Here is a 25,690-nt window from a genome sequence, read left to right as displayed (position 1 = left end):
CCATGGAACATATTCAGCACCAGCTGCCCTGGAGCACAGCGGGAACAGAACGCCGGCTCTCGGTATTTCGTTTTGGCAGCGGCCCGCGCAAAGCTTATATCCAGGCCTCGTTGCATGCCGATGAGCTGCCGGGTATGCGCGTGGCGGTGGAACTCAAACAGCGCCTACTCGAACTGGAACAACAGGACCGTCTCAATGGGGTTATCGAACTGGTGCCAGTGGCCAACCCGATTGGTCTGGGGCAGATGTTTCAGGCCACTCACCAGGGCCGTTTCGACCTGGCCAGCGGGCAGAACTTCAACCGCGACTTTCCCGCGCTGGCCGAGCTGATCGCGCCGCAACTTGAAGGCCGCCTGGGCGACGACGCGCAAGCCAACGTGAGGCTGATTCGACGCCTGATGCGCGAGGCCATTGCCGCGCTGCCATCCGCCAGATCGGAGCTGGAAGGTCTGCGCCGCCTGCTGCTGCAACAGGCCTGCGACGCCGATTTGGTACTCGACCTGCACTGTGACTTTGAATCGATCATGTTGCTCTACGCCTTACCGCAGCACTGGCCAAGCCTGAAACCACTGGCCGCGCGCCTGCGTTCCGGTGCGGTGCTGCTGGCTGAAGACAGCGGCGGCAACTCTTTCGATGAAGCCTGCGCCGTGCCCTGGCTGCGCCTGGCCGAACGCTATTCGGATGCCAATATTCCACTGGCCTGTATGGCGACCACCATCGAGCTGCGCGGCATGGCCGACACCGACTGCACTCAGGCGCAGCACAGTACTGAGGACATTCTTGGCTTTCTCGCTGATCAGGGCCTGATCAGCGGCGACTGGCCCACAGCGCCGTTCACCTGTTGCGAAGCCACACCCTTTGCCGGCGCGCAGTACGCCTATGCACCGCACCCGGGTGTGGTGAGCTTTCTGCAACCGCTCGGCGCGCGGGTAAAGCTCGGTGACCCGCTATTCGAGGTTATCGACCCGCTGAGCGATCAGCACTCAGTGGTGCATGCCACCACCTCAGGAATCCTCTACGCCCGCGAACGCCTGCGCTATGCCCAGCCCGGCCTGTGGCTGGCCAAGGTCGCAGGCGCTCACCCGATTCGCCAGGGCCGCCTGCTTACCGACTAACAACAAGAGAATCCGCTGCCATGTACACCTTGCAAATCGACAACCTGCACAAACGCTATGGCACCCATGAAGTGCTCAAGGGCGTGTCACTGACCGCCAAGGCTGGCGATGTCACCAGCATCATCGGCTCCAGCGGCTCGGGCAAAAGCACCTTCCTGCGCTGCATCAACCTGCTGGAGCAGCCGCACAGCGGGCGCATCCTGCTCAATAACGAAGAACTGAAGCTGCAACCCAACCGCATCACAGGCGCGCTTAAAGCCATAGACAGTAAGCAGCTGCAGCGCATGCGCTCACGCCTGGCCATGGTGTTTCAGCACTTCAACCTGTGGTCGCATATGAGCGCCCTGGACAACGTGATGGAAGCGCCGGTGCATGTGCTGGGCATGAACAAGAAAAACGCCCGGGAGAAAGCCGAACACTACCTGGCGAAAGTCGGCGTCGCCCATCGCAAGGATGCCTACCCGGCACATATGAGCGGCGGTGAGCAACAGCGCGTGGCCATCGCCCGCGCCCTGGCGATGGAGCCTGAGGTGATGCTGTTTGATGAGCCAACATCGGCGCTGGACCCGGAACTGGTCGGCGAGGTGCTCAAGGTCATGCGGGATCTGGCCGAGGAAGGCCGCACCATGGTGGTGGTCACCCACGAAATGGGCTTTGCCCGCGAAGTGTCCAACCAGTTGCTGTTCCTTCATCAGGGCCGCGTCGAGGAAAGCGGCTGTCCGCGCGAGGTGCTGGCCCAACCCAAGTCCGAACGATTGCAGCAGTTTCTCGCCGGCAGTCTGAAATAGGCCGCGCATATCGACCGCGTGCTTTGCCACAGCCGCGGTCGGCTTCGGATACACTTCAGCCGGAATTATTACCCAGGCCCGCCCAGACCCGGCGCGCACGCCCAACCCTTCAACGTGCTGAAAGCCCATCCATGCCGACTTCTGCCAAGAACGTAACCGTCTACGCCGCCCCGGTAATGCGCAAGCTGGCGGAAATAGCCCCGCACCTGCAGCCCTCGCTGCGCAAGGTGGCCGACTTTATCCTGCGCCACCCGTTAAAAGCCGCAACCCTGACCATCGAGGAAATGGCGGTGGAAACCGCCACCTCGGCGGCCGCCGTCAACCGTCTGGCCAAGGCCATCGACCTGGGCGGTTATACCGGGCTGAAAGCCGAGCTGGTCAGCACCCTGCAGCAGATGGTGTCGCCAGTGGACAAGCTGCGCAACGAACTGGCGCATCGCCCGGACGGCGCTTTTGGCTTGCACGAACAGGTGCAGATCGCCAGCAGCAATTTGGCCACCGCCGGTGCCAATAACAGCGCAGATACCTTTGAAGCCTTTGTCAGTTGCCTGATCCAGGCGCGCAAGATCTACATCCTCGGCTTCGGCAACAGCGCCTATATGGCCGGCCTGGCAGCCGCCAACCTGGTGCCGTTTTGCGCCGATGCCACAGCGGTGAGCATGGAAGGCGGCAACGAAAATGCCGCCTACCGTCTGGCGGCCATCACCGAACATGACGTGCTGCTGTCGATCTCCCTGCCGCGCTATTCCCTCGATACGCTGCAACTGTCGCGTTTTGCCAGTGAACGGGGCGCAACCGTACTGGCGATTACCGACTCGCCGGCCTCGCCGCTGACCACCATCGCCAAACATGCGCTGTTTGCCCCAGCTGATCACCCGGTGCTGATCAGCTCGAACACCTCGGTACTCGCCCTTATTGAAGGCCTGGTCGCCGGCGTCATGGCGCGCAACAAGGAAGCCGTGCAGCTGGCCGCCGAGCTGACCGAAAGCGTGATGTCCTACCTGCATGTGCCCAGCAGCGACAAGCCTGCACGCAAGCCGATCAAGCGCCGCAGCAGCACCACGCCGCGACAAAGCTAGCAGGCGCACCAACTTAAGGCTGAATCTGTCCAGCCGGTCAGTTATCAGTGCATGCAGCGTATTTACATTCCCCTGGAAACCACTAGAGTGCGCGCCCGCAGCGCTCTAGTTGCCGTGCTATAGGCAAATGCAGGACTTGGCCTTGTTCTTGCTGAAGCTCCGACAGCCTGACCACTTAGACAGGTTTAAAACGATAATTCAGCACTTGGGGAGCACCACTCGATGAACCGTATTCTTTCCTCTCTGGCTTTGGCCGGTGGGCTGCTGGCGGGCGGCCAGGCAGTCGCAGGCGACCTGATGTATTGGCAGAACAACAGCCTGTCCTATCTGTATGGCCAGGATTACAAGATCGACCCGGAAATCCAGCAAACCATAACCTTCGAACACGCCAGCGGCTGGAGTATTGGTGACCTGTTCTTCTTCGTCGACACCATCAAGTACAACACCGACGCCACCAACGGCGCAGGCGACGGTCACACCTTCTACGGTGAGTTCTCGCCGCGCCTGTCGTTCGGCAAGCTGTTCAACAGCAAGCTGGAATTCGGCCCGATCAAGGATGTGCTGCTGGCCGCCACCTATGAATTCGGTGAAGACGATGTCGAGTCCTACCTGATCGGCCCAGGCTTTGATCTGGCGATCCCCGGCTTCGACTACTTCTCGCTGAACTTCTACAACCGCACTACAGATGGTAAACGCGACGGCGATAATGTCTGGCAGATCACCCCGGTTTGGAGCTACACCATCCCGGTCGGCAAATCCGATATCGTGATCGACGGTTTTATGGATTGGGTGGTGGACAACGACAAGAGCTACCACGCCAACCTGCACTTCAACCCACAGATCAAATATGACCTGGGCAAGGCCATGAGCTGGGGCGAGAAGCAGCTGTATGTCGGTATCGAATACGACTACTGGAAGGACAAGTACGGGATCAAGGACAGCGGTTTTGTCAGCGACAACTTCGTCGGTGCGACTGATCAGAACACCGCCTGCCTGCTGGTTAAAGTGCACTTCTGATACTCAGCTGTAAACCCGCCAGCACCTGCTATTGCAGGCTGGCGGGCATACCCCCACGAATCCCTCCCCAGGCTTATTTCTCCAGTTGCGGCGTAATCGCCCCAGTATCAGGGTCTTCTACTCTGTGATTACTCAGCAGTGGAAACCCAGCATGCCCAACGCCCTTCATCGCACACTCGCCCGCGCCCTGCTCGTCAGCCTGCTGTTCACCCTGGCCGCATGCAGCACCCTGACGCCGCGCGATCCATTACGCATCGAGCTGGTCGGTATTGAGCCGCTACCTGGCGAGGGCTTGGAAGCGCGCTTCGCGATCAAGCTGAGGGTACAGAACCCCAATGACCAGCCCATCGATTTCGACGGCGTAGACCTGGAGCTGCAGGTTAACCAGCAACCGCTGCTCAGTGGCGTCAGTAACCAGCGCGGACAAGTGCCACGTTATGGCGAGAGTATCCTGCGCGTACCCGTCAGCCTTTCCGCCTACGCCGCATTGCGCCAGGCCTGGGGCATGGCCGGCTATCAGGACGGCCATGGCTTGCCCTACGAACTGCGCGGCAAACTGGCCAACGGCCTGTTCGGTACCTCGCGTTTCAATGATCGTGGCACGCTGAACTGGCCACAATTACCAGCGCCCGGCGCTGCACGATAAAACCCTATACAATATGCGGCCTTTACTTCTCGACCCAGCAAGGACCCCGCCGTGAGCACGCTGCCACCCTGCCCCAAATGCAACTCCGAATACACCTACGAAGACGGCACCCAGCTGGTATGCCCCGAGTGCGCCCACGAATGGTCGGCCACTGGCGCGAGCGACGCGGCAGATGACACCAAGGTCATCAAGGATTCGGTGGGCAACGTGCTACAGGACGGCGACACCGTCACCGTAATCAAGGACCTTAAAGTCAAAGGCTCATCGCTAGTGGTCAAGGTCGGCACCAAGGTCAAGGGCATCCGCCTATGCGACGGCGACCACGACATCGACTGCAAAATCGACGGCATCGGCGCAATGAAGCTGAAATCCGAGTTCGTGCGCAAAGTCTGAGCGCAGCCAACGCAACAAAGAGAGCCCTGACATGCATATCAGGGCTTTTTTATTAGTGGCTTATGGACGGTTTCTCCTGTCACTCACGTGCGCAACTGGTCAAGTGATTAGCTAGTATCAATACAGAGCAAATCGTTCGTTCGAGGCGTCCGCCTGGAGGATCTCATGCGTATTGTTGCACTGTGCCTGATACTGCTACTGCCTTTGGTTGTGCAGGCCGAGCCATGGAAGGTGGTAGGCGATGAGCAGTTTGCGCCCTACAGCTTTGTCACCATCGAGGACGATCAGCCGCGCGGCCTGGATGTCGAGCTGGTCGAGGCCGTTATGCAGGAAGCCAAGATTCCCTACAGCCTGCGCCTGTACCCATGGGAACGGGTCAAGCGCATGATCGATCGCAGCGAAGTGGACATGGCCTTTCAGTTCGCCGGCACCCCTGAGCGCATGCAGCAGTACGAACTGGTCGGGCCGATCCGAACCGGCTCCACGGTGTTTATGACCTCGCGTAAAACCACCCTCACTGACTGGGCCGAACTCGACGACCTGTCGCCCTATATCATTGGCCAGGTACGCGGCTATGCCTACCAATCGGACTTTGATAAAGCTGATCTATCACGCGACACCAGCGCACAGAACCCGCGGCAACTGGTGTCGATGCTGCTGGCCGGGCGCATTAATGTAATAGTAGGGGATCGGGTACAGCTGATGTATTTCGTGCGCGAGCAGCGCGCGGAGAAGAACGTGCATATCCTGCCAAGACCGCTGGTGGAAATGCCACGCTATGTGGCCTTTGCCAAGGATGATAGCGCCCGTGCCAAACAGTTCTCGGCAGCGCTGGAGCGTTTAAGACAGGCTGGCGCCCTGGATAATATCTACCAGCGCTGGCAATAAACCGTCACCCTCTCTACTCAGGAGCCACCATGCGCGTCGCACTTCCGTTATTGCTGCTATCAACCGCCCTCACCCTGAGCGCCTGCGGCCTCGGTGAAACCGCCGCAACCGCAAGCCTGCAAGCCGAACAGGCGACGCAACTGCAACAGCAGGCTGAACAGCTGAAACAGCAGATCGAAGCGGCTAACGCGCAGAGCAATAAGCGATTGGAAGAAAGCTACTAGATGGCGGAGAAGCTGTTTAAGGTCTTGCGAGCTAGAACCCTGCAAGGCGCTACGTAGTAACAGTATCGGCTGGTCAAAACAGGTAAGAAACGCAGCGAAGCGAAGTAACTGCCGCAGGCTGACCCGAAGGGTGAGCGTCGCGAATCAAGCGGAGTGTACGAGCTGTACATAAGCAGCCGAGCCTGTTTTTAACGCCGCAGGACCGACGCGCAGTAGACCGTATATAGGTCCTTACTGCACCGGCAGGAAGTTCATAAACAACAATCCCTGGGCATAACTCACGCCCATGCGCCGGTAGCGCTCATCCAGCACATCGGTAAGCAGATCCAGGCGCGCAACGATCTTGCCGAACTCCACGGCATAGCTGAGGTTATGCCCTTCGGCAGAAATCTCGTTAGACAGCAGCCAAGGCTTGCCGCCGGCATCCGTGCGCTGGGCTAGCATCCAACTGGCCTTCTCGAAATTGCGCGCAGCGTTATGGATAAACTGCGGGTCCAGCGTATCGCTCAGGTAATACTCAGTGCGTCCACCGTGAGCGGTAATCAGCATGCTTGCCAGCGAATAGATAAACGCCCCCACGCGGTCGCCCTGGTATTCGGCGCTAAGGGCATAGCTCAGCGCCGCAACATCGGTACGCCCGCCAAGTTGCGGCAGCGGCTGGTCCAGCTCGATGGCGTGGTGCACCTCACGCTTTACAGACTCCACATCAGCCAGGCCGGTCTTGCGCCATTCGCGCGGGTTGCGCAGGTACAATTTGTCCATCAAACGGTAGAGGCTGTTGAGGTTGTTGCGCATGCCCAGGGTGGCCATGCGGTCGGCATGGCTCTGGAAGAACTCGGAGGGTTTGATCGGGCTGCGGTTGCTGACGATGGTTTGATGGTCCTGCCGGGTTGAACAGCCACCGATGGCCATTAACGCCGCAAGTAGCGCCGCCATCACAGTCCCGCGCCGCATCGCCACAGCATTACCGCCCGACCAGGCGGGGCCAGTTTTCAGCCATGCTAAACGCTGCACAGTGCTCATCAGAGGAGGTCGTCCGCTGTGGTGTGATGGGATAACGCTAGCAACAAAATACAGATTGGCCAGTTTTCCTACTTAAAGACATGACTTTGAACACAATCAAACACCTAGCGGCATAAGCTCAGGTTGACTGCCAACAGACCGCATCACACGTAAAAGATTGCCAACCGTTTATCAGTGCACCGCCAAAAAGCCCGGTTTAGAGCGTTTAAATCGGTATGATCCGCAGCTTTTTGGCTGCCGAGTGCCCCATGCCGCGTCTGCTTGTCCTGTTTTGCCTGTTAGTTGCTCTGCCCGCTTTTGCCGATGCCCCAAAAACCTTTAGCGCCGCGAAGAAAGTCGCCTGGCGGCTGTATGCCGAGCGACCCAATACCTTCTATTGCCACTGCGCTTACAGCGGCAATCGGGTCGACCTCAGTAGCTGCGGTTACAGCCCGCGCAAACAACTAAACCGCGCCAAGCGCCTGGAATGGGAGCATGTGGTACCGGCTTGGGTAATCGGCCACCAGCGCCAGTGCTGGCAAAACGGCGGCCGCAAGAACTGCGCGCGCAACGACGCCAGTTTCAAGGCTGCTGAAGCCGACCTGCACAACCTGGTGCCGAGCATCGGCGAAGTGAATGGCGACCGCTCCAACTACGCCCTCGGCATGCTCAGCGACAAGCCCACGCAATACGGAAGTTGCCCGATGGTGGTCAACTTCAAGGCAAAAACCGCCATGCCACCGACCCACGCTCGCGGGGCCGCGGCACGCATCTATCTATATATGGCCGAGCGCTACCAGCTGCGTCTGTCCAAACTCGACCGACGCACCTACGAAGCCTGGAGCCGCCAATACCCGATCAGCGAATGGGAGCGCTGGCGCAACCAGCAGGTCGGCTGCGTGATGGGCCACGGCAACCCCTATGTCGGCGCCATCGACCCGAGACAATGCAGCCCGCTACGCCGCGCCGGCAACCCGCAACGCAACAGCGGCTAAGTGCTGGCAACCGCCCTGCGAACCCTGCGCGCCGTTATTGACGCTAAACTTCACGCCACGCCAACCCGAGTATTGCCCTATGCCTAACACCGCCATCCCTAGCGCCGCCCACGCCATTACCGAAACCCGCGCCTGGGTCGAGCGCGCCGTGATCGGCCTGAACCTCTGCCCATTCGCCAAAGCGGTGCAGGTCAAAGGGCAAGTGCGCTACGTGGTGTGCGCCAGCGCCGAGCCGGAAGAGCTACTCAGCGCCTTGATCGACGAGCTGCACGCGCTCGCCAACTGCGAGCCAAGCGAAACTGACACCACCCTGCTGATCCACCCCGCAACCCTTAGCGACTTTCTCGACTTCAATGATTTTCTCGCCGTGGTCGATGACACCCTAGACGACCTCGGCTATGCCGGCACCTTGCAAGTGGCCAGCTTTCACCCGCAGTTCCAGTTTGCCGATACCGGCGTAGGCGATGTCAGCAACGCCACCAACCGCTCGCCTTACCCGACCCTGCATATCCTCCGCGAAGCCAGCATCGACCGCGCCGTCGCTGCCTTTCCCGACCCGGAAGCGATCTTCGAAGCCAATATCCAGACGCTGGAAAATCTCGGCGCAGATGGCTGGGCTGCCCTGCAGGCGCAATGCCGCAAAGACGCACAGAACAGCTAGATCCCAAGCACGGGACTGCCAGCAAACCCTAACGGCGCTACAGCCGTGCCTGCGTAACTCAAGCCCCGGTTCCCATGCCTATCCGCGCGCACGCAGTTGCTGCGCGTCCGACGAATGGCAGCTATTGACCGCATTCACGCCGAGAACCTTTAGAGATTTGCAAGCTGATCAACACAATTAATCGGCGCAAATCAATAAAATTCGCACCTCATTCGAGGCTGCCAATACTGGCTGAGTTGATTGCTGAGTGCGTTCACCTCTGCGGGCAGACGGCAACAACGCTCAAGACCCTCTCGCTGGTCGAGAAACAGATAAAACAAGGGATAACGCTATGGCTCGGGTTCGTAAACTGGTGCTGGCAATCGCAGCGGCTTCGGCGCTGTCATCCGGCATGGCGCACGCGCTAGGGCTGGGTGAGGTAACACTGCAGTCACAGCTCAATCAACCATTAGTGGCAGAGATTGAGTTGGTCGAGGGCGGTGACCTGTCGGCCGATGAACTGATACCGCGTCTAGCGTCCCCTGAAGCCTTCAACAAGGCCGGCGTTGACCGTCAGTTCTTCCTGACTGACCTGAAATTCACCCCGGTGCTCAAACCCAATGGCAAAAGCGTTATCCGGGTGACCTCCAACAAGCCGATGCGTGAGCCTTACCTGAACTTCCTGGTGGAAGTGCTCTGGCCGAATGGTCGTTTGCAGCGTGAATACACCATGCTGCTGGACCCACCGCTCTATACCGCGCACAGCGTTACCCCCGTGGCAGTACAACCGCCGGCAACCGCCGCTGCTTCTGCGCCACTGAAACAGCCGTCCGCCGCACGCCCAACGGTTGCCGCAACTCAACCAGCAACAACCAGCACTGCTACCGCCACAACACTGGCAGGCAATGAATACAAAACCACCGCCAATGACAATCTCTGGGATATCGCTAACCGCGCGCGGGCAGGCGGCAGCGTGCATCAGGCCATGCTGGCGATTCAGGAACTGAATCCGCAGGCCTTTATCGATAACAACATCAACCGCATGAAAAGCGGCCAAGTGCTGCGTCTACCCGATGCACAACAAATCAACAGCCGCACGCAAAGCGCCGCCATCGCTCAGGTTAACCAGCAGACCGCGGCTTGGCGTGAAAGTCGCAGTATTGCCGCCAGCGCCCGTCAGCTGGATGCCAGCAAGCGCAGCAGCGCAGCAGTTGCACCGGCCAAAATTGAACGCAGTGACAACCTGAAACTGGTTGCGGATGGCAGCGACAAAGGCGGCGCCGGCAGCGATAAAGGCAGCGCAGGTAACAAGGCCCTGCTAGATAAACTGGCGGTGGCCCAGGAAAGCCTCGATTCGACCAATCGTGAAAACGCTGAACTGAAAAGCCGTATTGCCGACTTGCAGAGCCAACTCGACAAACTGCAGCGTCTGGTTCAATTGAAAAACGATCAGATGGCCAAGCTACAGGCTTACCTGGCCGCACAAGGTCAGGCTCCAGCTGCAACGCCTGACGTAGCGGAAGCTACAACGGGCAATCAGGCGCCCTCCATTCCTTAGGGCGAGCAGGCGTATCGGGCAAATTGAGATGCCGTGATGGCAACGCAGTTGGCCTTTCAATAACCGGCTAAAGCTGGCGACACATCAAGTGTTGAGGGTTGCCCCAGGCCTGGAAGCACTCCTGCAGTGTCCAACCGCGCCGGGCGTAATAATCCGCGCGGTCGTGGGTGTGCAGGTAGAGCCTTGCGTGGCCGCGCTCACGGGCAGTGGCGCAGATGCGCTCAACCAACTGCTCGGCCAAGCCCTGGCCACGGGCCTGCGGCGTACATAAACACATGCCAACCAAGGTCCCAATTCGGGCCGCAGCGGCAAGTCATCCTTCGCCAAGCCGGCGCAGCCCAATAGTTGGTCATGGTCAAGGGCAACCAGCATTTCCCAGTCACCATTGTGCTGACCCGCAGCGAACTCAGCCTGCCAGTCGAGCAAGCTTTGCTCGCTGAACTCATAAGGAAATTGCTGGTAAAGCCACTCAGCCAACTGCTCAGTGTGTTCGGGATGATGGCGGAGCCAGTCGAGGGTGAGCATTAAGAAGTCCGTAGCGGCTAGCAGTTGCTGGGGGCCTTAAGCTTACCGGGCTCTCCCGCAAACACCGATCAAATGAGCGCAGCAAAAGTGCTGCCTAGCAGCCTGTGGCCAAAGCTCACAGCGGTGAGCTTTGGCCGAGGTGCTTAGCTGCTAGCCGGCGTGCACTTGGCCTGCGCAGCTTCGGGAGTGAGGTTACGCACTGAGGTGTAGAAAAGTTCGCAGGTTTGCAGCTTTTCCGTGACTTGCCATTTCTCGCTGCAGGCGCTCAGCGCCGGGCTCGCGTCCTGACTGGGTTGCTCGCCCATACTGGCCTGCCAGCAGGCGGCGCTGAGATCCTGCCCCATTACCTTGATGCCGGCCGCATCGGCTTTCTGCTGATCGCCGTCATAATTTTCCGGGTCAGCGGCGTACCAGATATAACTAGGGTGGTTGGCGCCGAGCACAGCCACCTGCTGCCCAGCGGCCGGGCTGATCTGCGCCAGACCGAGCACATCGAGAGAAACCCCATACTGCTGCTTAACCCAGCTGCGCACCGGACTGCCAAAGGCCACCATGGGCAGCGCCTGCCCACCTTCGCCTGCAGTCAACTGCATAACCATCTGCGTCTGATAGGCATTGAAATAGCTGTAGACACCCTCGAGCGCGCTACCGGCGTTAGCAGGCGCGGCAATGGGGGCGATGTCGATGATGGTCTGGAAGGCAGGTGTCTGCGCCGCTCCGATGCCATTCTGGGTAAGTAGGTCAGCCCAGCGGTTTGTAGTACTCGACTCTAGATAGTCCTGCGCCTGGGTTAGCGAGTAATCCGGCGGGAAGTGCAGTAACTCAACGCTCTTGCGGTTATCCAGCGCCATGCCCAGCGGCAAGAACAACGACCAGTTGTATTGCCACTTGCCATCCTTGTTAAGCAGTTTCGCGCCCGCGTAGGCCAGCTCTCCGGTCTTCAGCAGCTGTTCGAGTGGCTTACCGTACCCCTCGGGCACCTCGGTGAATTTGGCGTAGAGGTCTTGCTGCTCGCGGTGCACGGTTACCTTGGCCTTGTCGTAACCGTCGCGTTGCAAGCTCTGGCCCAGGTAGTGCTCGGCGGTCTGCTCCAGCGTCCAATCGCGATAGCAGATCACATTGCAGTTATTGGGATAGGCAAACAACCGGGTGACGCGCTCGGTACTGCCCAGCTTGACCGTGACATCAGCGGCTTGAGCGTGACAGGCGAACATCCCAGCGGCTGCGACAAGCAGAAATCCTTTGCGGCTCAACATAAGCGACTCCTTGGATGAGGGGGTTGTCTCTGCGTCCGGCCCCAGGCCGAGCAGAAGCAAAAGCGGCGGATTGAATTGTTTTTTGCTCCGCCGGCCTGTCGATACTGCCAAATATTTCCTCCTGCGACACAACTGAACGGCCTTTTGCTTAAGTGCCGCTCTCCCCAGCCGGGCATAAACAGACAGTGCGGGCTGGCCAGTTTGCACTGCGTTTGGCCAGCCCGTATCGCCTCCCTGTTTTACACAGGCTTTACATTCCACCCTGCAATGCAGCGCAACACCCAGTGTCGAAACTACAAGCCGGGAAAGACCGGTTTGCAGAGGAGTTTCGATCATGCTGTCACGTATCCCCCTTATCACCGGCCTGCTGGCCAGCCTGGCGCTGCTTGCCCAGGCTCCAGCGCAGGCCTCCAACCGTGACGCAGCGATTGCCGGAGCCGTGGTGGGCGCGGTGATTGGTGGAGTAATCGTCAGCCAGAGCCGCCCTGCGCCGGTTTATGCCCCACCACCGCGCGAGTACTACCCGCCGCCACCGGCCTATTACCCGCCACAACGGGTGTATTACGAGCGTCAGCCGGTCTACTACCAACCTGCGCCGGTGTATTACGTCCAGGAACGGCCGCGCCACAAACGCTGGCATGGCCACAAACACCGCGGCCACGACGACCGTGGCTATCGCTGGTAAACAAAAGCCCCGCAAGTGCGGGGCTTTTCCTTGGGGTCACCAGTGCATCGCGCCGGCTCGCTTACTCCGTACGGAAGCGCACCACCAGCTGTTTCAGCTCACTGCTCAGGCCGCTTTGTTCCTGGGCATAGCTTTCCACCTCGGCTGCCTGCACAGATATCTGCGTCACTGCATCGTTGATGGCGACGATGTTCTGGTTGATTTCCTCGGTCACCAGATGCTGCTCCTCGGTCGCAGTGGCGATCTGCATGGTCATGTCGCGGATCATCTGTACCTTGCCTTCAATGCTTTCGAAGGCGGCCATAACCTCTTCAGACAGCACGATAGCCTTGCCCGACTCGACCAGGCTTTGGTCCATGCTCACCGTCACTTCCTTGATACGGTTAACCAGCAGGTTAAGGATATTGTTGATCTGCTCAGTAGAGTCCTGGGTGCGTTTGGCCAGGTTGCGCACTTCATCGGCCACCACAGCAAAACCACGCCCCTGCTCGCCCGCGCGGGCGGCTTCGATAGCTGCGTTCAGCGCCAGCAGGTTGGTCTGCTCGGCGATTTGCTGAATGGTCGAAAGGATATTGTTGATATTGACCGTTTCCTTCTCCAGCTCCTGAATCACCTTGCTGGAGTTCTGGATGCTGGTGCCGAGCTTGTTAACCCCGGACGTACTGCGGGCAATCACCTCTTTACCATTGCGCGTAGCCACCAGCCCCTGCTCCGACACATCAGCGGTCTGCACGCAGGTCTTGGCCACTTCATTGGCCGCCGAAGACATCTCGGTCACCGCCGTGACAATCTGCTCTACCGAACTCAACTGACGCTGCAGCGTGGCGGACATCGCCGTGGTGCGTTTGTTGGTATCGCTGGACACCCCATCCATGCTGATGGCGTTCTCCTTGATCACCTTGATCATGCCCTGGATCGACTCGATAAACTGATTGAACCACTTGGCCAGCTCACCGGTTTCATCCTTGCTGATCAGCTCCAGGCGGCGGGTCAGGTCACCTTCACCCTGAGCGATAGTGCGCAGCCCGTCCTTCACCAGATTGATCGGGTTGACGATGCGGTTAGCGATAACCACCCCTGCCACGCCGAATACCAGCACCAGCACGATACAGACCACCAGGGTGATCCAGGTCAGCTCACGGGCGCTCGCGTAAATCTCATCGGCCTGCTTGAAGCCGACAAACTTCCAGCCCATCTCAGGCGAGGTGTACACGTTAGCCATATAGGCGACCCCGTCGATTTCCACCTCGACCAAGCCATTTTGGGTCTTGCCGATTGCAGCAAAGTGCTCGCCGGGCAGCTCGCTAATTTTCTTGAAGTTGTTGTCCGGCTGCAGGCCATCCACCAGCAAGGTGCCACTGCCTTCTACCAGCATCAGAAAACCGGTTTCACCAAAGCGAACCTTTTGCGCCATATCGGTCAGCGCTTTCAGCGACACATCCACCGCCACTACCCCGGCAAACTGCCCGGCGTTGTCCTTGAAGCCTTTAAGCACCGAGACATACACCGCGTCATCCGGCTCCCAGTAATAACCGTCACGACGGGCCAGGGTGAAGTTGGCATCTCGACCGATGGGGTACCACTCACGCTTGCGCGGGTCCCAGTCACCGTAATCGCCGGTGCCCGGCCACTCCACATAGCCACCGTTGGTATCGCTCATATAAACGTAACCAAAGGTGGGGTTGTTCTTACCGATGCTGGAGTAGTAATCGAAAATCTGCTTTTCACGACCACCGTTGGCAGTAGCGACCTGGCCAGGCTTGCGGGCCTCACCGAAATAGGTGGTCAGCGGACCGCCCTCGGTATCTTTGACTGCGGGATATTCCGCCAGGGCCGAAACGGTGTAACCCACCGAATCAAAAAAAGTGGCAAAGCTGTTGTTCACCAGCTTCATGTCCAGGCTGCTGGATGCCAGGAAATTCTCTTTGGCCTGCTCCGTGACATTACGAATCGTCAGCAGCGCCACCACCAGCACGGGGATAAGGGTTGCAACCAGAAAGCTCACCAACAGTTTGGACTTAATGCTCATACGAAGTCGCCTTCTGATTATCTGTATGAAACGCTGTATCGGCGCTTGTAGAGAATAGTTAAGCCTGGCCGCCACGCCAGCTGCTTGCCCGACAACAGCATCGCCAGGCCGACAGCCAATAACTGCACGCGCGCCCTGCTAAAAAAGCTAAAACCAAGCCATGTCACCGACGACTAAAGCGCCAAGCGGCAGGCACAAGGCGACCGCAGCGAGTGAACCACTTACTCAGAAGAGCTTGGGCGGGGCAATACCAATAGCCAAAGCCCCGCATCTGCGGGGCTTTGGCTTGAACGTCTGCCAGCCCATCAGCCTGGCCAGCAAAATCACAACGACAGCGCGCCAAGTAACGACACTCAATCGTAAAGCTGCTCGACAAAGAACTCGTAGTTGTCGGCGTTATCGACGGCACGAGCGGGTGCCTGCGTGGCCAGGTTCCCCGCGTCAGAGGGCCCGTTGGCATAATCCTCGGTATTCCCCATCGAATGGGTCATTTCGTGCAGCACGCTTCCGGCCTGAGTATCGAGGCCAACGTTGGCAGGCAGCGCAAAGAAAGCAGTGCAGAACCACACCTCAAAATCACTCCGCACACGCGGCAAAGTGGCCGCAATAGTGGCGGCGACACCAACACCTGTTTCGCAAGCTCGATCCGTATCTCTTCGGCAATAGGCTGTCATGGTGCTATCTGAGTTGAGCTTGAAGCGCACGCCATCCAGCACACCGCGTACCCGCTGATAGCGGTCCTGTTCAAAGGTACCGAACCAGGTCCGATAAGCGGTAGGCGGGTTATTGCGCAGTGCCTGCTCGTTGTTGTTCACCTCGTTGTAGGCATCATTTGCCCAGGTCGTGGCGCGCGCCACCGCATTGGCCACAGCAAGACGGTCTGGGCCGTTTGCGCATGAGCCGTCGTAGACGATATTTACCGCCATGGCCGGCTGCGCCAGCGCCAACAGCAGCGCCAGCCCGCCCAGCAGGCGTGCAAGGGACAACGGAATAAAGGATGAGACGGGGGTGATTTGCATGATCAGCTTCCTTGTGCAGGTTAGGGGCAGCCATCGCAGTTGCGGATGGCAACCCCTTGTAAAACCCTGCACCCCGCGCAATCAGCAGGAAGCCTTTCCGCAGTCTATTCGCGGATGATGAACAGCTTGGTCACAAACCACTCAGCGCCCTTATACAGATAGCCAAGCGGACCGTAGATCGTCGCGGGTTTGGCCGGCACCTGCTTGCGTAACTCAACCGTCAGGGTGGACATCTGGATCTGATCCTTGAGGATGCGCATGCGTGCGTCCATCGAATCGATCTCCGACTGCACGCGATTAAGCTCACTCTCGATCTGCAGAATGTCTTTCACATCCCTGGCCTTGGCGAGTAGGTCCTTGAGGCGATCACGCAGTGCCCGGTTATTGTTCAAGCGTGTTTCCACATCCACGTACTGCTCGGTGACATCCTCACCTTTAACGTGCCGCCGCAGCACCTTACCGCTCTGCTCGACACGGCCCATGGCCGCGTCAAACGCATCCTTGGGCACGCGAAAAACCAGGCTCTGGTTGTCGTACCCGTAATCGCTGATTTCCTCAACATAACCACCCAGCGCCAGCATGCGCTCGCTTAACTGCGCCTTGGCCTTCTCGACATCCACAACTTCCAGGGTAAAGCTGGCGGTCCAGACCAACAGGCGACCTGCTGCCTTGCCTTGCAGCTGCGAGCCCGGCATTGCCGCCTCGGCAGAAGTAGCTGCCTCATTCATATACTCGCCACCGCGCGAAGCACAGCCCAGCACGCTACCCAGCAGCATGCACAGCAGCCAAAACTTCCATTGCCGCAGATATCGCTTCATCCGTAAGGCCCTCACTGGCCGATGCTGTAAATAAGCGGGCGATCATACGGGGCCGGACAAAGGCCCGTCATGCCCTAGACAGGCGTTTTGTGATGACCGTGAAAGCCCACACACACGCTCAGCGCCGATCCCCAGGTACAGCGAGGCAGCGCGCCCATGCAAAGCAGCGATGGATTGGATTTCAGAGGCTGGCGACTGATGGCTAGTGTCGCGGCTCGACTAGAGCCAGAGCGCCATTGGCCATTGGCAGCGCCACGGATACAAGGTGCAGTGGTCGGGGGGGTGTCTGTCGGGTCGCTTGCGACAAGAGACCCGCGTGTTCCGCTCGCAATGCAGCAAGCAGCGTCACATCACTGGCCGAATGCATCTCAACCAGCGCCCAAACTTTACCGAGAACAACGCCCCGACTCTAAACGGGGCGCCGCCCTCTACTGCCGATCAGAGGCTGTCGGTACGCAGACCTGCATACAGTCGGGTCATTTCATTCAGCTGACGGAACATCGAATCCGCATTCACCGCAACGATGGTGGGTACAAAGTCCTTGGAGGAAAATGCCCGGCTGGTGAACTGCCACTTGGCATCGGTCTTACGCAGCGCATCGGCGATCTCAGTATTCGGAGCCTTGTTGGCCTGAAGCTCCTGCATGATCACGCTAAATTCCTGCACGGACGCATTGAAATCAGCATCCAGATTCGGCGCCGAAACACCCCAGGCACGTGCCATGTAGAACATCGCCGTGCGCTGGGTCAGGACGCGGTTCCAGCCACTGCGATTGATCGCATGCGAGGCGGCATCGCCGTTGTGCTTCTCAAACAGATCGACCATCAGCTGGCATTCCTTGACCAGCTTCTCAGCCGTGGCCAGCACAACCGGGGCCTGGGCTTTATCCGGCTGCGCCGTGATTAAGGGCTTGTACTCAACCCAAATAGCCTCAACCTTCGCCAGCGAAGCGCGGATCTCATCAGTAGGCGCGAAGTCTTTCAGCTGCTGGTGATGGTTTTCAAACAGCGCAATGCTCTCGTCACGCTGCTGCGAGGCCGCATCGACCCTCACATCGGAACCGATCATCAAGTAATCCTTGGCGACGATCTGCCCCAGGCTGCGCTGTAGACCGGCCATGTTCATCGCTTCCAGGGGAGCCATCTGCGCCCAGCTGGCAACGCTAAGCAACAGGCTGCTACCGAGTAGCAACGCACGTAAAAATTCTTTCATAAACACGGTATTTCCTTAATTCGCACACAGGGCGGGTATCAAAAGAACATCGATCACAACGCAAGCGGGGGCGGAGTGAGGACAGGGGACGCTGTTCGGTTCTTATGAAAATGGGCGTGCGTGAATGAAGGGAGAGTGCATTCCGACGCCTGCAGCGGGGGCGCATTCTAATTCATCTGCGTGCCGATAGGACGCCGCCCAGGAAAAATAGTTAGCCGACTAACGGTATTTCCCCTGAAAGCTCAGTGAAAGCTATTTATGCATCAGCGCCGACTGCCGCACTCCGCAGCACTCCGCAGCACTTTCAGCGCCTACAAGCCCCAAGCGACAGACCCGACTCGAGGGGCTGGTTGTTTACAAAAATTGCGAACGGCACCACAGAACGGCACAGGGTGGACACCCCGTCTGCGCGCCCACAACGTGCCTGACATCCGACTAAGTGCTCACCACGCAGGCGTTCAACTGCACCCAACAGCCGGACACCAAAAGCCCAGCGCCCACAGGATGACCATCCGTCTCACCAGCGTCCAACCAAGTAGGGCGACCTATACTCACAGCACTCGGCAGAGTCCTCTGCACACTGACGGAACACACCATGAGCATACGGCGATATGCACTGGCAGCACTGATATCCATATTGGCCGCACAGGCCCATGCAGAACGCATCCTGATTGCCGCCGAAGATGACTGGGCACCCTACTCCGCCAAGCGTGCCGACAGCCCTGAGCCAGATGGCTTTACCCCCACACTGGTGCGCGAGATCTTTGCCCGGCGCAATATTGAAGTGGAGTTTGTCACCGTACCGTTCTCGCGCTGCCTGCATTACGCCGAGACCGGGCACACCGTAGCCTGCTTCAACGTCACCATCACCGAAGCCAACCGCAACAAGTTCTACTGGCACCCCACCCCGATGTTTCACGAAGGCCTGGCCATTTTTGCCCTGCGTGGCCGCTTTCAACCCGAGTTAAACAGCAAAGACCTCGAGAACCACACTGTTGGTATTACCAACGGCTACACCTACCCAACCGACTTCATGCAGAACCCAAAGATTGAACACGCTGTAGCGCAATCCGATACCAACCTGATGAACATGCTGATCAAGGGCCGGGTGGACTTCATCGTCATGAATACCCTGCCTGGGCAGCTACGAATTCTCGATGAGAAATTCGGCTCCCAAATCGAACGCGTCGGCATGATCTCCCTCGATGGTTTCTGGCTGAGCTTTTCCAAAAACCATCCCGACGGCGAACGCCTGTCGAAAATATTTGAAGAAGAACTAAACAGACTCATCGTCAGCGGGCGCGTGGCGGAACTGGAACTGAACATGAAAGCGCGACTAGGCTTTCGCGTCCCGCAAGACGCCCAGGTGGGGCAGTAACCCAATGGATCATTCCCACGCTCCGCGTGGGAATGCCGCCATCGACACCCCAGCGTCCACTAACGGGAGTTGTACATCCGAGTCCAGTAGGCGACGCAGAGCGTCGCAGGATGGCTACCACGCAGGAGCGTGGGAGCTATGTGGAACATCCGCCGCAGATCTATTGCCGCTACGTACTGGTTTCGCCCTTACGGCGAGTTACTTGATTCGCTGCGCTCACCCTCCGGGCCAGCCTTCGGCTGTTACTACGCTTCGCTGCGTATCTCTTCACTCGCGCAGAAAGTAACCAAAGAAAAAGCGCGCCCGGCATCCGGGTTTCGCTGCGCTCAACTTCCCTCGCTCCAGTGCTGTTCCGAGGGTCGTCACGGTGGGCCATCCCTGGCCCACCGTTCCTCGTTTGGCATCCATGCCAAACGCCCCTCTCCACAGCACCTCTACTCGGCCTCCTGACGGGATTCGGGGATCGCGTTGTTTGGGCTATTTGTGGAAGGCAGAGCTAAGAGCAACGGCAGAAGCATCGCGGGCAAGCCCGCTCCTACAGTTTGCTGTGCTTCTAAAAACACCAATCTCACAGACGACGCCAAACGCCCCATCAGGAGGCCGAGTGGAATCGTTGTGGAAGGGGTTGAGCGGCATGGATGCCGCGAGAGCCGCGATGGGCCAGGGATGGCCCTTCGCAGCGTGCCCCTGAAGCAATGATGGAGCGAGGGGACCCGACGAAGTCGGGCCGGATGCAAGGGGCAAGACCTTTTGCTTACTTTTGGCGGGGCCGGCCATCCGGGCGTTTGCCAAAAGTGAGCCGCCGTAAGGGCGGAACCGATAACCCGGGCAACGCAGAGGCGGCGAGGACACTGCTACCGCAGCAGAACAGCACAACGAATGATGATCTCGAATGGCCATTATTGAAGGGTATCGCTACGCTCAATCCATCCTACAGGCGCACAGAAAAATACCGCATCAATAGCAAGGAGCTAAACATGGAGTTCTTCGAGAAGTTAAACAGCCTTTCAGCAAAAATCCGCCAGCAGGCAAGTGCAATTAAAACGGAAGAAGCCACGAAAAACGCATTTGTCATGCCATTTATAAACACCGTTCTCGGCTACGACGTATTCGACCCAAGAGAAGTAACCCCGGAATTCGTCTGTGACATTGGGACGAAGAAGGGTGAAAAAATTGACTACGCAATATTAAAAGATGGCGAAGTTCAGATACTGATCGAATGTAAGAAAATTGGCGAACCGCTTAACCTCAATCATGCCTCACAGCTCTTCCGCTACTTCCATGTAACAAACGCCAGAATCTCAATCCTAACTAATGGTCAAGTCTATAAATTCTTCACTGACCTTGACGCCCCAAACAAAATGGATGAGAAGCCCTTCCTTGAACTTGATCTATTAGATATCGACGAGCACGCAGTACCCGAACTTTTAAAACTTACGAAATCAGCCTTCGACGTTGAATCTATAGTCAACGCTGCGGGCGAGTTAAAGTATGTAAGTCAGATAAAAAAACAAATCGCACTTCAATTCACCAAGCCTGACGACGACTTCGTAAAATTCTTTGCATCCCGTGTTTACGAAGGGATGATCACTCAAAAAGTACGTGAACAATTTGCAGAGTTGACCCGCAAGGCAGTCGCGCAATTCTTGAACGACCAAATCAACGACCGCCTGAAATCCGCAATGAGCGGAGCCATTCAACCCAGTTACGCGGCCACGACTTCGCCACCGGCAAATCCTGCAAATGAGCAAATTGACGACGCTGCAGAAGACAAGGTTCTGACCACCTTAGAAGAGCTTGAGGGCTATCACATCGTCAAAGCTATTGTGCGTTCCGTTGTTGACTCCAAACGCATCATTCAACGCGACACTCAAAGTTACTTTGGAATATTGCTAGACGATAACAATCGTAAACCGATATGCCGCTTGCACTTCAATCGCACGCAAAAATATATCGGTATTTTCGACCAAGAAAAGAACGAAACGCGCCACCCCATCAGCTCACTCGACGAAATCTATGATTTTGCTGATCAACTGAAAACAACCATAAGCTTCTACTAGCAGCACGTAGCATGGGTTAAGCACAGCAATACCCATCAACTCTCAAAACAAAAGGCCCATCAATCGATGGGCCTTTTGTTTAAATCACCACTCGACTCAGGCCACCGCAGCCTCACTGCGGCGCTCAAGCTTCCTCACCTGATACTCCCGCGCCGCCTGATGAAACGCCCCCAGCAGCGCGTTGTAATCCGCCTTCTCCCAATAGCGATACTCGGGATGCCACTGCACCCCAACTGCAAACGCCTTGGCGCCAATCACGCTGACCGCCTCGATCTGCCCATCCTCGGCCACGGCTTCAACCTGCAAGCCCTCGCCCAGGCGATCAACCCCCTGACCGTGCAACGAGTTGACCTTGATCTGCCGCTCGCCGAACAGCTTATGCAACACGCCACCCTCGGTCAGGGCCACGTTGTGCATCGGGCCATAGGCCACGTCGTCCGGTACATCCTTCACCTCACGGTGATCAAGACGCCCTTCAACCTCGTGCACTTCGCGGTGCAGGGTGCCGCCAAATAGCACGTTCATTTCCTGCATGCCCCGGCAGATGCCGAGGAAGGGAATGCCGCGATCAATACAGGCGCGCAGCAGGCGCAGCACGGTTTCATCACGGGGTTTGTCGGCCAGACCGAGACCGGGATGGTCGTCGCCATAAAAGCTGGGGTGCACGTTGGAGAGCGAGCCGCCGAACATGATGCCGCTGACGCTATCCAGCACCGTGTCCATGTCCAGATCATCGCCAAACGCCGGGATCATCAGCGGGAAGGCTCCGAAGCCGGTAACGGCGTGGATGTACTTCTCGCCCACCAGGTGAAACCAGCCGATATCACGGCTGGTCAGCTGCCAACGGCACAGGGGTAGGCCAATCATGGGTTTATTCATTGCAAGGAGTCCTCTTCATTAATAATTGAAGTGGGCTGCCCTTGGGAGAGCGGGCTTGCGGGCCAGGAAACCCTGAACCCGCTCACCCAAGGGGTGCCGTAACCGGCCAGGCCGGGCACTGCACCAACGCCGCGCCCGCGCGGCTGGTTTGTTGCGTGAAACTGCTGCTGCTTGATGGGTATCGCTGCGCTCAACCTGCGCGGCCCGCCCCATCCTACGGTGCTACTTGTGTAGGAGCGGGGGGACGCCTAGTCCTTGCCCACGATTCGCGGTTGGCAACGATCGCGGCCAAGGCCGCTCCTACAGAATAATTGCGCCTGTGGGTGACTTGGCGTTGGCCTTGATCGCGGGCATGACGGAACGCCGCCCGGCCGCTCCTACTGGTAGTTCTGCGTATCAAAAAAGGGGGCTGATCCTGCGATCAGCCCCCTGGGTGTTACTTAGCCATTACTCGGGAAGGCGAATTGCGCCGCCTCATGGCTGGCGCGTTGCGGCCAGCGCTGGGTGATGGCCTTCTTGCGGGTGTAGAAGCGCACACCGTCCGGGCCGTAGGCGTGCAGGTCACCGAACAGCGAGCGCTTCCAGCCGCCGAAGCTGTGGTAGGCCACTGGTACCGGCAGCGGTACGTTGACGCCGACCATGCCGACTTCAATCTCGTCGCAGAACAGGCGGGCCGACTCACCGTCACGGGTGAAGATGCAGGTGCCGTTGCCGTATTCGTGGTCGTTGATCAGTTGCATGGCTTGTTCCAGGCTGCCGACGCGGACGATGCACAGCACAGGGCCGAAGATTTCGTCGGTGTAGATGGTCATCTCAGGTGTGACTCTGTCAAAAAGCGTGCCGCCGACGAAGTAGCCATTCTCGTTACCGGCCACCACCAGATCACGACCGTCGACCACCAGGCTTGCGCCCTGGGCAACACCAGCGTCGATATAGCCTTTGACCTTGTCACGCGCCGCAGCGGTAACCAGCGGGCCCATGTCCAGGCCGCAGGAGGTGCCGGCACCGATTTTCAGCGCTTTGATCTGAGGAATGAGCTTCTGCACCAGCGCATCAGCAATCTGGTCGCCGACGCACACGGCGACGGAGATGGCCATGCAGCGCTCGCCGCAGGAACCGTAGGCCGCGCCCATCAGTGCGCTGACGGCGTTGTCCAGATCAGCATCAGGCATCAATACGGCGTGGTTTTTCGCGCCGCCCAGGGCCTGTACGCGCTTACCGCGCTTGGTGCCTTCGCTGTAGATGTACTCAGCGATAGGAGTCGAGCCGACAAAGCTCAGGGCTTTGACTTCCGGCGCTTCGATCAGCGCATCCACGGCTTCCTTGTCACCGTGCACCACGTTGAGCACGCCTTTCGGCAGACCGGCCTCTTGCAGCAATTGAGCGATATACAGGGTGGAGCTTGGGTCGCGCTCGGATGGCTTCAAGATAAAGCAGTTACCGCAGACTATGGCCAGCGGGTACATCCACAGCGGCACCATGGCCGGGAAGTTGAACGGGGTGATGCCGGCCACAACGCCGATAGGCTGCATATCGCTCCAGGCGTCGATGTTCGGTCCAACATTGCGGCTGTACTCGCCCTTGAGGATTTCCGGGGCGGCGCAGGCAAATTCGACGTTCTCGATGCCGCGCTTGAGTTCACCAGCGGCGTCTTCCAGGGTCTTGCCGTGCTCTTCACTGATCAGCTTGGAGATAGCTGCTTCGTGCTGCTCGAGCAGCTGCTTGAAGCGGAACATTACCTGGGCGCGCTTGGCTGGCGGCGTGTTGCGCCAGGCCGGGAAGGCGCTCTTGGCCGAGTCGATGGCCAGCTGCATGGTGGCGCGGTCGGCCAGGGCAACTTGCTTGCTGACTTCACCGGTGGACGGGTTGAACACGTCGGCGCTGCGGCCAGTACCGGCGGTCATTTCGCCGTGGATCAGGTGGTTTACGAGGGTCATGGCAGTTCCTTAATAACGGATCTTGTTTTTGCAGAAGCCGAACGGCTGGCTCCTGCAGGAAAATTGGGGGATTCCCGTAGGGTGGATGACGCTGTTTTCATCCACCTTGCGGCGCGGCAACTTGGTGGATGGGTGAAGCGTCATCCACCCTACGCCTTAGTCGAGGCTGTTCAGCACATCGCCGACGGCATTGAACACCGAGTCCAACTGCTCAGGCTTGGTGTTGAAGGTTGGCCCAAACTGCAGGGTGTCGCCGCCGAAGCGCACGTAGAAGCCAGCCTTCCACAAGGCCATACCAGCTTCGAACGGACGGATCACCGGGTCGCCATCACGTGGGCTGATCTGGATCGCACCAGCCAGGCCACAGTTGCGGATGTCGATGACGTTCTTGCTGCCTTTGAGGCTGTGCAGCTTCTCTTCAAAGATCGGCGCCAGGGCGGCGGATTGCTCGATCAGGTTGTCGCGTTTGAGCAGTTCCAGGGTTGCCAGGCCGGCGGCACAAGCAACCGGGTGGCCCGAGTAGGTGTAGCCGTGGCCGAACTCGACCATGTGCTCGGGAATCGCCTGGTTCATAAAGGTGTTGTAGATCTCGCTGGAGGCGATCACTGCGCCCAGTGGAATCGCGCCGTTGGTGACCTGCTTGGCGGTGTTCATGATGTCCGGGGTAACGCCGAAGTATTCGGCACCGGTCCACTTGCCCATGCGGCCGTAAGCGGTGATCACTTCGTCGAAGATCAGCAGGATGTTGTGCTGAGTACAGATCTCACGCAGACGCTGCAGATAGCCGGTCGGCGGCACAATCACACCAGCGGAACCCGACATCGGCTCGACGATCACCGCAGCGATGTTCGAGGCGTCGTGCAGTTCGATCAGTTTCAGCAGCTCGTTGGCCAGCTCCACGCCGCCGGTCTCGGCCATGCCTTTGGTGAAGGCCAGGTGCGACTGCAGGGTGTGCGGCAGGTGGTCGGCGTCCATCATCTGGCCGAACATCTTGCGGTTACCGCCGATGCCGCCCAGCGAGGTGCCCGCGATGTTCACACCATGGTAGCCACGGGCACGGCCGATAAATTTGGTTTTGCTCGGCTGACCTTTCAGGCGCCAGTAGGCCTTGGCCATCTTCACCGAGGTGTCAGCGCACTCGGAGCCGGAGTCGGTGTAGAACACGTGATCGAGGCCAGCCGGGGTCAGCTCGGTGATTTTCTCAGCCAGTTGGTAAGACAGTGGGTGGCCGTACTGGAAGCCCGGCGCGTAATCGAGGGTGCCCAGCTGCTTGGCCACGGCCTCCTGAATTTCTTTGCGGTTATGCCCTGCACCGCAGGTCCACAGCCCGGACAGGCTGTCGAAAATGCGCCGACCTTTATCGTCGATGAAGTAGTTACCGTCGGCGCCGACGATCAGGCGTGGGTCACGCTTGAAGTTGCGGTTGGCGGAAAACGGCATCCAGTGCGCATCCAGCTTGAGCTGGCTGGCCAGGGATGGGACTTCGGTCTGCGGCATGTTCATGGTGCGGCCTCGCAAGGAAGGGCGGTGTTCTTAGATAGAGAAGC

22 protein-coding genes and 3 pseudogenes are annotated in these 25,690 nt (G+C 58.6%); 14 read left to right on the top strand and 11 right to left on the bottom strand.

What is annotated here, in order from left to right:
* The first annotated feature begins 2 nt into the window (after positions 1–2).
* The 8 genes from ACIGEK_RS19300 to ACIGEK_RS19265 all read left to right on the top strand — a co-directional run bounded on the left by ACIGEK_RS19300 (position 3) and on the right by ACIGEK_RS19265 (position 6,150).
* Entirely contained in the window at positions 3–1,115 is a 1,113-nt protein-coding gene (locus ACIGEK_RS19300) for a succinylglutamate desuccinylase/aspartoacylase family protein (protein ID WP_397494859.1), read from the top strand.
* A 20-nt stretch (positions 1,116–1,135) separates the two neighbouring features.
* Complete coding sequence (locus ACIGEK_RS19295) at positions 1,136–1,903, top strand: ABC transporter ATP-binding protein (protein WP_397494858.1); 768 nt, start codon at positions 1,136–1,138, stop codon at positions 1,901–1,903.
* Between the two features lie 131 nt (positions 1,904–2,034).
* Positions 2,035–2,982 (top strand): MurR/RpiR family transcriptional regulator, encoded by a 948-nt coding sequence (locus tag ACIGEK_RS19290; protein WP_397494857.1) that lies wholly within the window; start codon positions 2,035–2,037, stop codon positions 2,980–2,982.
* Positions 2,983–3,204: 222 nt separating this feature from the next.
* On the top strand, positions 3,205–3,999 hold the full coding sequence (locus ACIGEK_RS19285; protein ID WP_397494856.1) for an outer membrane protein OmpK: 795 nt from the start codon (positions 3,205–3,207) through the stop codon (positions 3,997–3,999).
* A gap of 151 nt (positions 4,000–4,150) precedes the next feature.
* Positions 4,151–4,645 carry an LEA type 2 family protein gene (locus tag ACIGEK_RS19280; protein ID WP_397494855.1) on the top strand — a complete coding sequence of 165 codons (495 nt, stop codon included), beginning with the start codon at positions 4,151–4,153 and terminating at the stop codon, positions 4,643–4,645.
* A 51-nt stretch (positions 4,646–4,696) separates the two neighbouring features.
* Positions 4,697–5,038, top strand: a complete 342-nt coding sequence (locus tag ACIGEK_RS19275) for a zinc ribbon domain-containing protein YjdM (protein WP_397494854.1) — start codon at positions 4,697–4,699, stop codon at positions 5,036–5,038.
* 165 nt (positions 5,039–5,203) lie between these two features.
* On the top strand, positions 5,204–5,926 hold the full coding sequence (locus ACIGEK_RS19270; protein WP_397494853.1) for a substrate-binding periplasmic protein: 723 nt from the start codon (positions 5,204–5,206) through the stop codon (positions 5,924–5,926).
* Between the two features lie 29 nt (positions 5,927–5,955).
* Positions 5,956–6,150 carry a hypothetical protein gene (locus ACIGEK_RS19265; RefSeq protein ID WP_397494852.1) on the top strand — a complete coding sequence of 65 codons (195 nt, stop codon included), beginning with the start codon at positions 5,956–5,958 and terminating at the stop codon, positions 6,148–6,150.
* A 231-nt stretch (positions 6,151–6,381) separates the two neighbouring features.
* On the opposite strand, the gene ACIGEK_RS19260 is transcribed toward ACIGEK_RS19265, so the two are convergent.
* Positions 6,382–7,086: a hypothetical protein gene (locus tag ACIGEK_RS19260; RefSeq protein WP_397494905.1), complete on the bottom strand. Its 705-nt coding sequence runs from the start codon at positions 7,084–7,086 to the stop codon at positions 6,382–6,384.
* 335 nt (positions 7,087–7,421) lie between these two features.
* Between ACIGEK_RS19260 and ACIGEK_RS19255 the strand changes: the two genes are divergently transcribed.
* The 3 genes and pseudogenes from ACIGEK_RS19255 to ACIGEK_RS19245 all read left to right on the top strand — a co-directional run.
* The gene (locus tag ACIGEK_RS19255) at positions 7,422–8,147 is read left to right on the top strand and encodes an endonuclease (RefSeq protein ID WP_397494851.1); all 726 of its coding nucleotides are present in this window, start codon (positions 7,422–7,424) and stop codon (positions 8,145–8,147) included.
* A gap of 79 nt (positions 8,148–8,226) precedes the next feature.
* Positions 8,227–8,808, top strand: a complete 582-nt coding sequence (locus tag ACIGEK_RS19250) for a DUF1415 domain-containing protein (protein ID WP_397494850.1) — start codon at positions 8,227–8,229, stop codon at positions 8,806–8,808.
* A gap of 331 nt (positions 8,809–9,139) precedes the next feature.
* A pseudogene (locus ACIGEK_RS19245) lies at positions 9,140–10,336 on the top strand (FimV family protein); the annotation flags it as partial.
* A 76-nt stretch (positions 10,337–10,412) separates the two neighbouring features.
* On the opposite strand, the pseudogene ACIGEK_RS19240 reads toward ACIGEK_RS19245, so the two are convergent.
* Both ACIGEK_RS19240 and ACIGEK_RS19235 read right to left on the bottom strand, forming a co-directional pair.
* Positions 10,413–10,870 (bottom strand): annotated as a pseudogene (locus ACIGEK_RS19240) (GNAT family N-acetyltransferase).
* Positions 10,871–11,013: 143 nt separating this feature from the next.
* Positions 11,014–12,084, bottom strand: coding sequence for a hypothetical protein (locus ACIGEK_RS19235; RefSeq protein WP_397494904.1), 1,071 nt, complete (start codon positions 12,082–12,084; stop codon positions 11,014–11,016).
* A gap of 376 nt (positions 12,085–12,460) precedes the next feature.
* On the opposite strand from ACIGEK_RS19235, the gene ACIGEK_RS19230 reads away from it, so the two are divergent.
* On the top strand, positions 12,461–12,811 hold the full coding sequence (locus ACIGEK_RS19230) for a hypothetical protein (protein WP_397494849.1): 351 nt from the start codon (positions 12,461–12,463) through the stop codon (positions 12,809–12,811).
* 61 nt (positions 12,812–12,872) lie between these two features.
* Here the strand turns inward: ACIGEK_RS19230 and ACIGEK_RS19225 are convergent, their stop codons facing one another.
* The 5 genes and pseudogenes from ACIGEK_RS19225 to ACIGEK_RS19205 all read right to left on the bottom strand — a co-directional run bounded on the left by ACIGEK_RS19225 (position 12,873) and on the right by ACIGEK_RS19205 (position 17,889).
* Positions 12,873–13,643: a methyl-accepting chemotaxis protein gene (locus ACIGEK_RS19225; protein WP_397494903.1), complete on the bottom strand. Its 771-nt coding sequence runs from the start codon at positions 13,641–13,643 to the stop codon at positions 12,873–12,875.
* Positions 13,644–13,733: 90 nt separating this feature from the next.
* A pseudogene (locus ACIGEK_RS19220) lies at positions 13,734–14,840 on the bottom strand (cache and HAMP domain-containing protein); the annotation flags it as partial.
* Between the two features lie 353 nt (positions 14,841–15,193).
* Complete coding sequence (locus ACIGEK_RS19215; RefSeq protein WP_397494848.1) at positions 15,194–15,859, bottom strand: M35 family metallo-endopeptidase; 666 nt, start codon at positions 15,857–15,859, stop codon at positions 15,194–15,196.
* A gap of 104 nt (positions 15,860–15,963) precedes the next feature.
* The gene (locus ACIGEK_RS19210; RefSeq protein ID WP_397494847.1) at positions 15,964–16,677 is read right to left on the bottom strand and encodes a DUF4349 domain-containing protein; all 714 of its coding nucleotides are present in this window, start codon (positions 16,675–16,677) and stop codon (positions 15,964–15,966) included.
* Between the two features lie 438 nt (positions 16,678–17,115).
* Positions 17,116–17,889: a hypothetical protein gene (locus tag ACIGEK_RS19205; protein ID WP_397494846.1), complete on the bottom strand. Its 774-nt coding sequence runs from the start codon at positions 17,887–17,889 to the stop codon at positions 17,116–17,118.
* 595 nt (positions 17,890–18,484) lie between these two features.
* On the opposite strand from ACIGEK_RS19205, the gene ACIGEK_RS19200 reads away from it, so the two are divergent.
* Together ACIGEK_RS19200 and ACIGEK_RS19195 are read left to right on the top strand one after the other, a co-directional pair.
* Positions 18,485–19,267 (top strand): substrate-binding periplasmic protein, encoded by a 783-nt coding sequence (locus tag ACIGEK_RS19200; RefSeq protein WP_397494845.1) that lies wholly within the window; start codon positions 18,485–18,487, stop codon positions 19,265–19,267.
* A 977-nt stretch (positions 19,268–20,244) separates the two neighbouring features.
* The gene (locus ACIGEK_RS19195; protein WP_397494902.1) at positions 20,245–21,327 is read left to right on the top strand and encodes a type I restriction endonuclease; all 1,083 of its coding nucleotides are present in this window, start codon (positions 20,245–20,247) and stop codon (positions 21,325–21,327) included.
* Positions 21,328–21,423: 96 nt separating this feature from the next.
* Here ACIGEK_RS19195 and ACIGEK_RS19190 read toward each other — a convergent pair whose 3' ends face one another.
* The 3 genes from ACIGEK_RS19190 to ACIGEK_RS19180 all read right to left on the bottom strand — a co-directional run bounded on the left by ACIGEK_RS19190 (position 21,424) and on the right by ACIGEK_RS19180 (position 25,646).
* On the bottom strand, positions 21,424–22,206 hold the full coding sequence (locus ACIGEK_RS19190) for a gamma-glutamyl-gamma-aminobutyrate hydrolase family protein (protein ID WP_397494844.1): 783 nt from the start codon (positions 22,204–22,206) through the stop codon (positions 21,424–21,426).
* Positions 22,207–22,646: 440 nt separating this feature from the next.
* Positions 22,647–24,143, bottom strand: coding sequence for a CoA-acylating methylmalonate-semialdehyde dehydrogenase (locus tag ACIGEK_RS19185; RefSeq protein WP_397494843.1), 1,497 nt, complete (start codon positions 24,141–24,143; stop codon positions 22,647–22,649).
* Between the two features lie 156 nt (positions 24,144–24,299).
* Positions 24,300–25,646 (bottom strand): aspartate aminotransferase family protein, encoded by a 1,347-nt coding sequence (locus tag ACIGEK_RS19180; RefSeq protein WP_397494842.1) that lies wholly within the window; start codon positions 25,644–25,646, stop codon positions 24,300–24,302.
* Between the last annotated feature and the right edge of the window lie 44 nt (positions 25,647–25,690).

It is taken from the genome of Pseudomonas sp. NPDC079086 (assembly GCF_044542155.1).
In the GTDB taxonomy this organism is placed as follows: Bacteria; Pseudomonadota; Gammaproteobacteria; order Pseudomonadales; family Pseudomonadaceae; genus Aquipseudomonas.
The sequence above is the reverse complement of the archived record's forward strand: the minus strand, read 5'-3'. Positions and strand labels throughout refer to the sequence as shown.

Excerpts from the sequence above, each read along its gene's own strand:
- ACIGEK_RS19300 (WP_397494859.1), top strand. The coding sequence starts at position 3 with ATGGAACATATTCAGCACCAGCTGCCCTGGAGCACAGCGGGAACAGAA.
- ACIGEK_RS19295 (WP_397494858.1), top strand. The coding sequence starts at position 1,136 with ATGTACACCTTGCAAATCGACAACCTGCACAAACGCTATGGCACCCAT.
- ACIGEK_RS19290 (WP_397494857.1), top strand. The coding sequence starts at position 2,035 with ATGCCGACTTCTGCCAAGAACGTAACCGTCTACGCCGCCCCGGTAATG.
- ACIGEK_RS19285 (WP_397494856.1), top strand. The coding sequence starts at position 3,205 with ATGAACCGTATTCTTTCCTCTCTGGCTTTGGCCGGTGGGCTGCTGGCG.
- ACIGEK_RS19280 (WP_397494855.1), top strand. The coding sequence starts at position 4,151 with ATGCCCAACGCCCTTCATCGCACACTCGCCCGCGCCCTGCTCGTCAGC.
- ACIGEK_RS19270 (WP_397494853.1), top strand. The coding sequence starts at position 5,204 with ATGCGTATTGTTGCACTGTGCCTGATACTGCTACTGCCTTTGGTTGTG.
- ACIGEK_RS19265 (WP_397494852.1), top strand. The coding sequence starts at position 5,956 with ATGCGCGTCGCACTTCCGTTATTGCTGCTATCAACCGCCCTCACCCTG.
- ACIGEK_RS19260 (WP_397494905.1), bottom strand. The coding sequence starts at position 7,086 with ATGGCGGCGCTACTTGCGGCGTTAATGGCCATCGGTGGCTGTTCAACC.
- ACIGEK_RS19255 (WP_397494851.1), top strand. The coding sequence starts at position 7,422 with ATGCCGCGTCTGCTTGTCCTGTTTTGCCTGTTAGTTGCTCTGCCCGCT.
- ACIGEK_RS19250 (WP_397494850.1), top strand. The coding sequence starts at position 8,227 with ATGCCTAACACCGCCATCCCTAGCGCCGCCCACGCCATTACCGAAACC.
- ACIGEK_RS19235 (WP_397494904.1), bottom strand. The coding sequence starts at position 12,084 with ATGTTCGCCTGTCACGCTCAAGCCGCTGATGTCACGGTCAAGCTGGGC.
- ACIGEK_RS19230 (WP_397494849.1), top strand. The coding sequence starts at position 12,461 with ATGCTGTCACGTATCCCCCTTATCACCGGCCTGCTGGCCAGCCTGGCG.
- ACIGEK_RS19225 (WP_397494903.1), bottom strand. The coding sequence starts at position 13,643 with ATGTCCGCCACGCTGCAGCGTCAGTTGAGTTCGGTAGAGCAGATTGTC.
- ACIGEK_RS19215 (WP_397494848.1), bottom strand. The coding sequence starts at position 15,859 with ATGCAAATCACCCCCGTCTCATCCTTTATTCCGTTGTCCCTTGCACGC.
- ACIGEK_RS19210 (WP_397494847.1), bottom strand. The coding sequence starts at position 16,677 with ATGAAGCGATATCTGCGGCAATGGAAGTTTTGGCTGCTGTGCATGCTG.
- ACIGEK_RS19205 (WP_397494846.1), bottom strand. The coding sequence starts at position 17,889 with ATGAAAGAATTTTTACGTGCGTTGCTACTCGGTAGCAGCCTGTTGCTT.
- ACIGEK_RS19200 (WP_397494845.1), top strand. The coding sequence starts at position 18,485 with ATGAGCATACGGCGATATGCACTGGCAGCACTGATATCCATATTGGCC.
- ACIGEK_RS19195 (WP_397494902.1), top strand. The coding sequence starts at position 20,245 with ATGGAGTTCTTCGAGAAGTTAAACAGCCTTTCAGCAAAAATCCGCCAG.
- ACIGEK_RS19190 (WP_397494844.1), bottom strand. The coding sequence starts at position 22,206 with ATGAATAAACCCATGATTGGCCTACCCCTGTGCCGTTGGCAGCTGACC.
- ACIGEK_RS19185 (WP_397494843.1), bottom strand. The coding sequence starts at position 24,143 with ATGACCCTCGTAAACCACCTGATCCACGGCGAAATGACCGCCGGTACT.
- ACIGEK_RS19180 (WP_397494842.1), bottom strand. The coding sequence starts at position 25,646 with ATGAACATGCCGCAGACCGAAGTCCCATCCCTGGCCAGCCAGCTCAAG.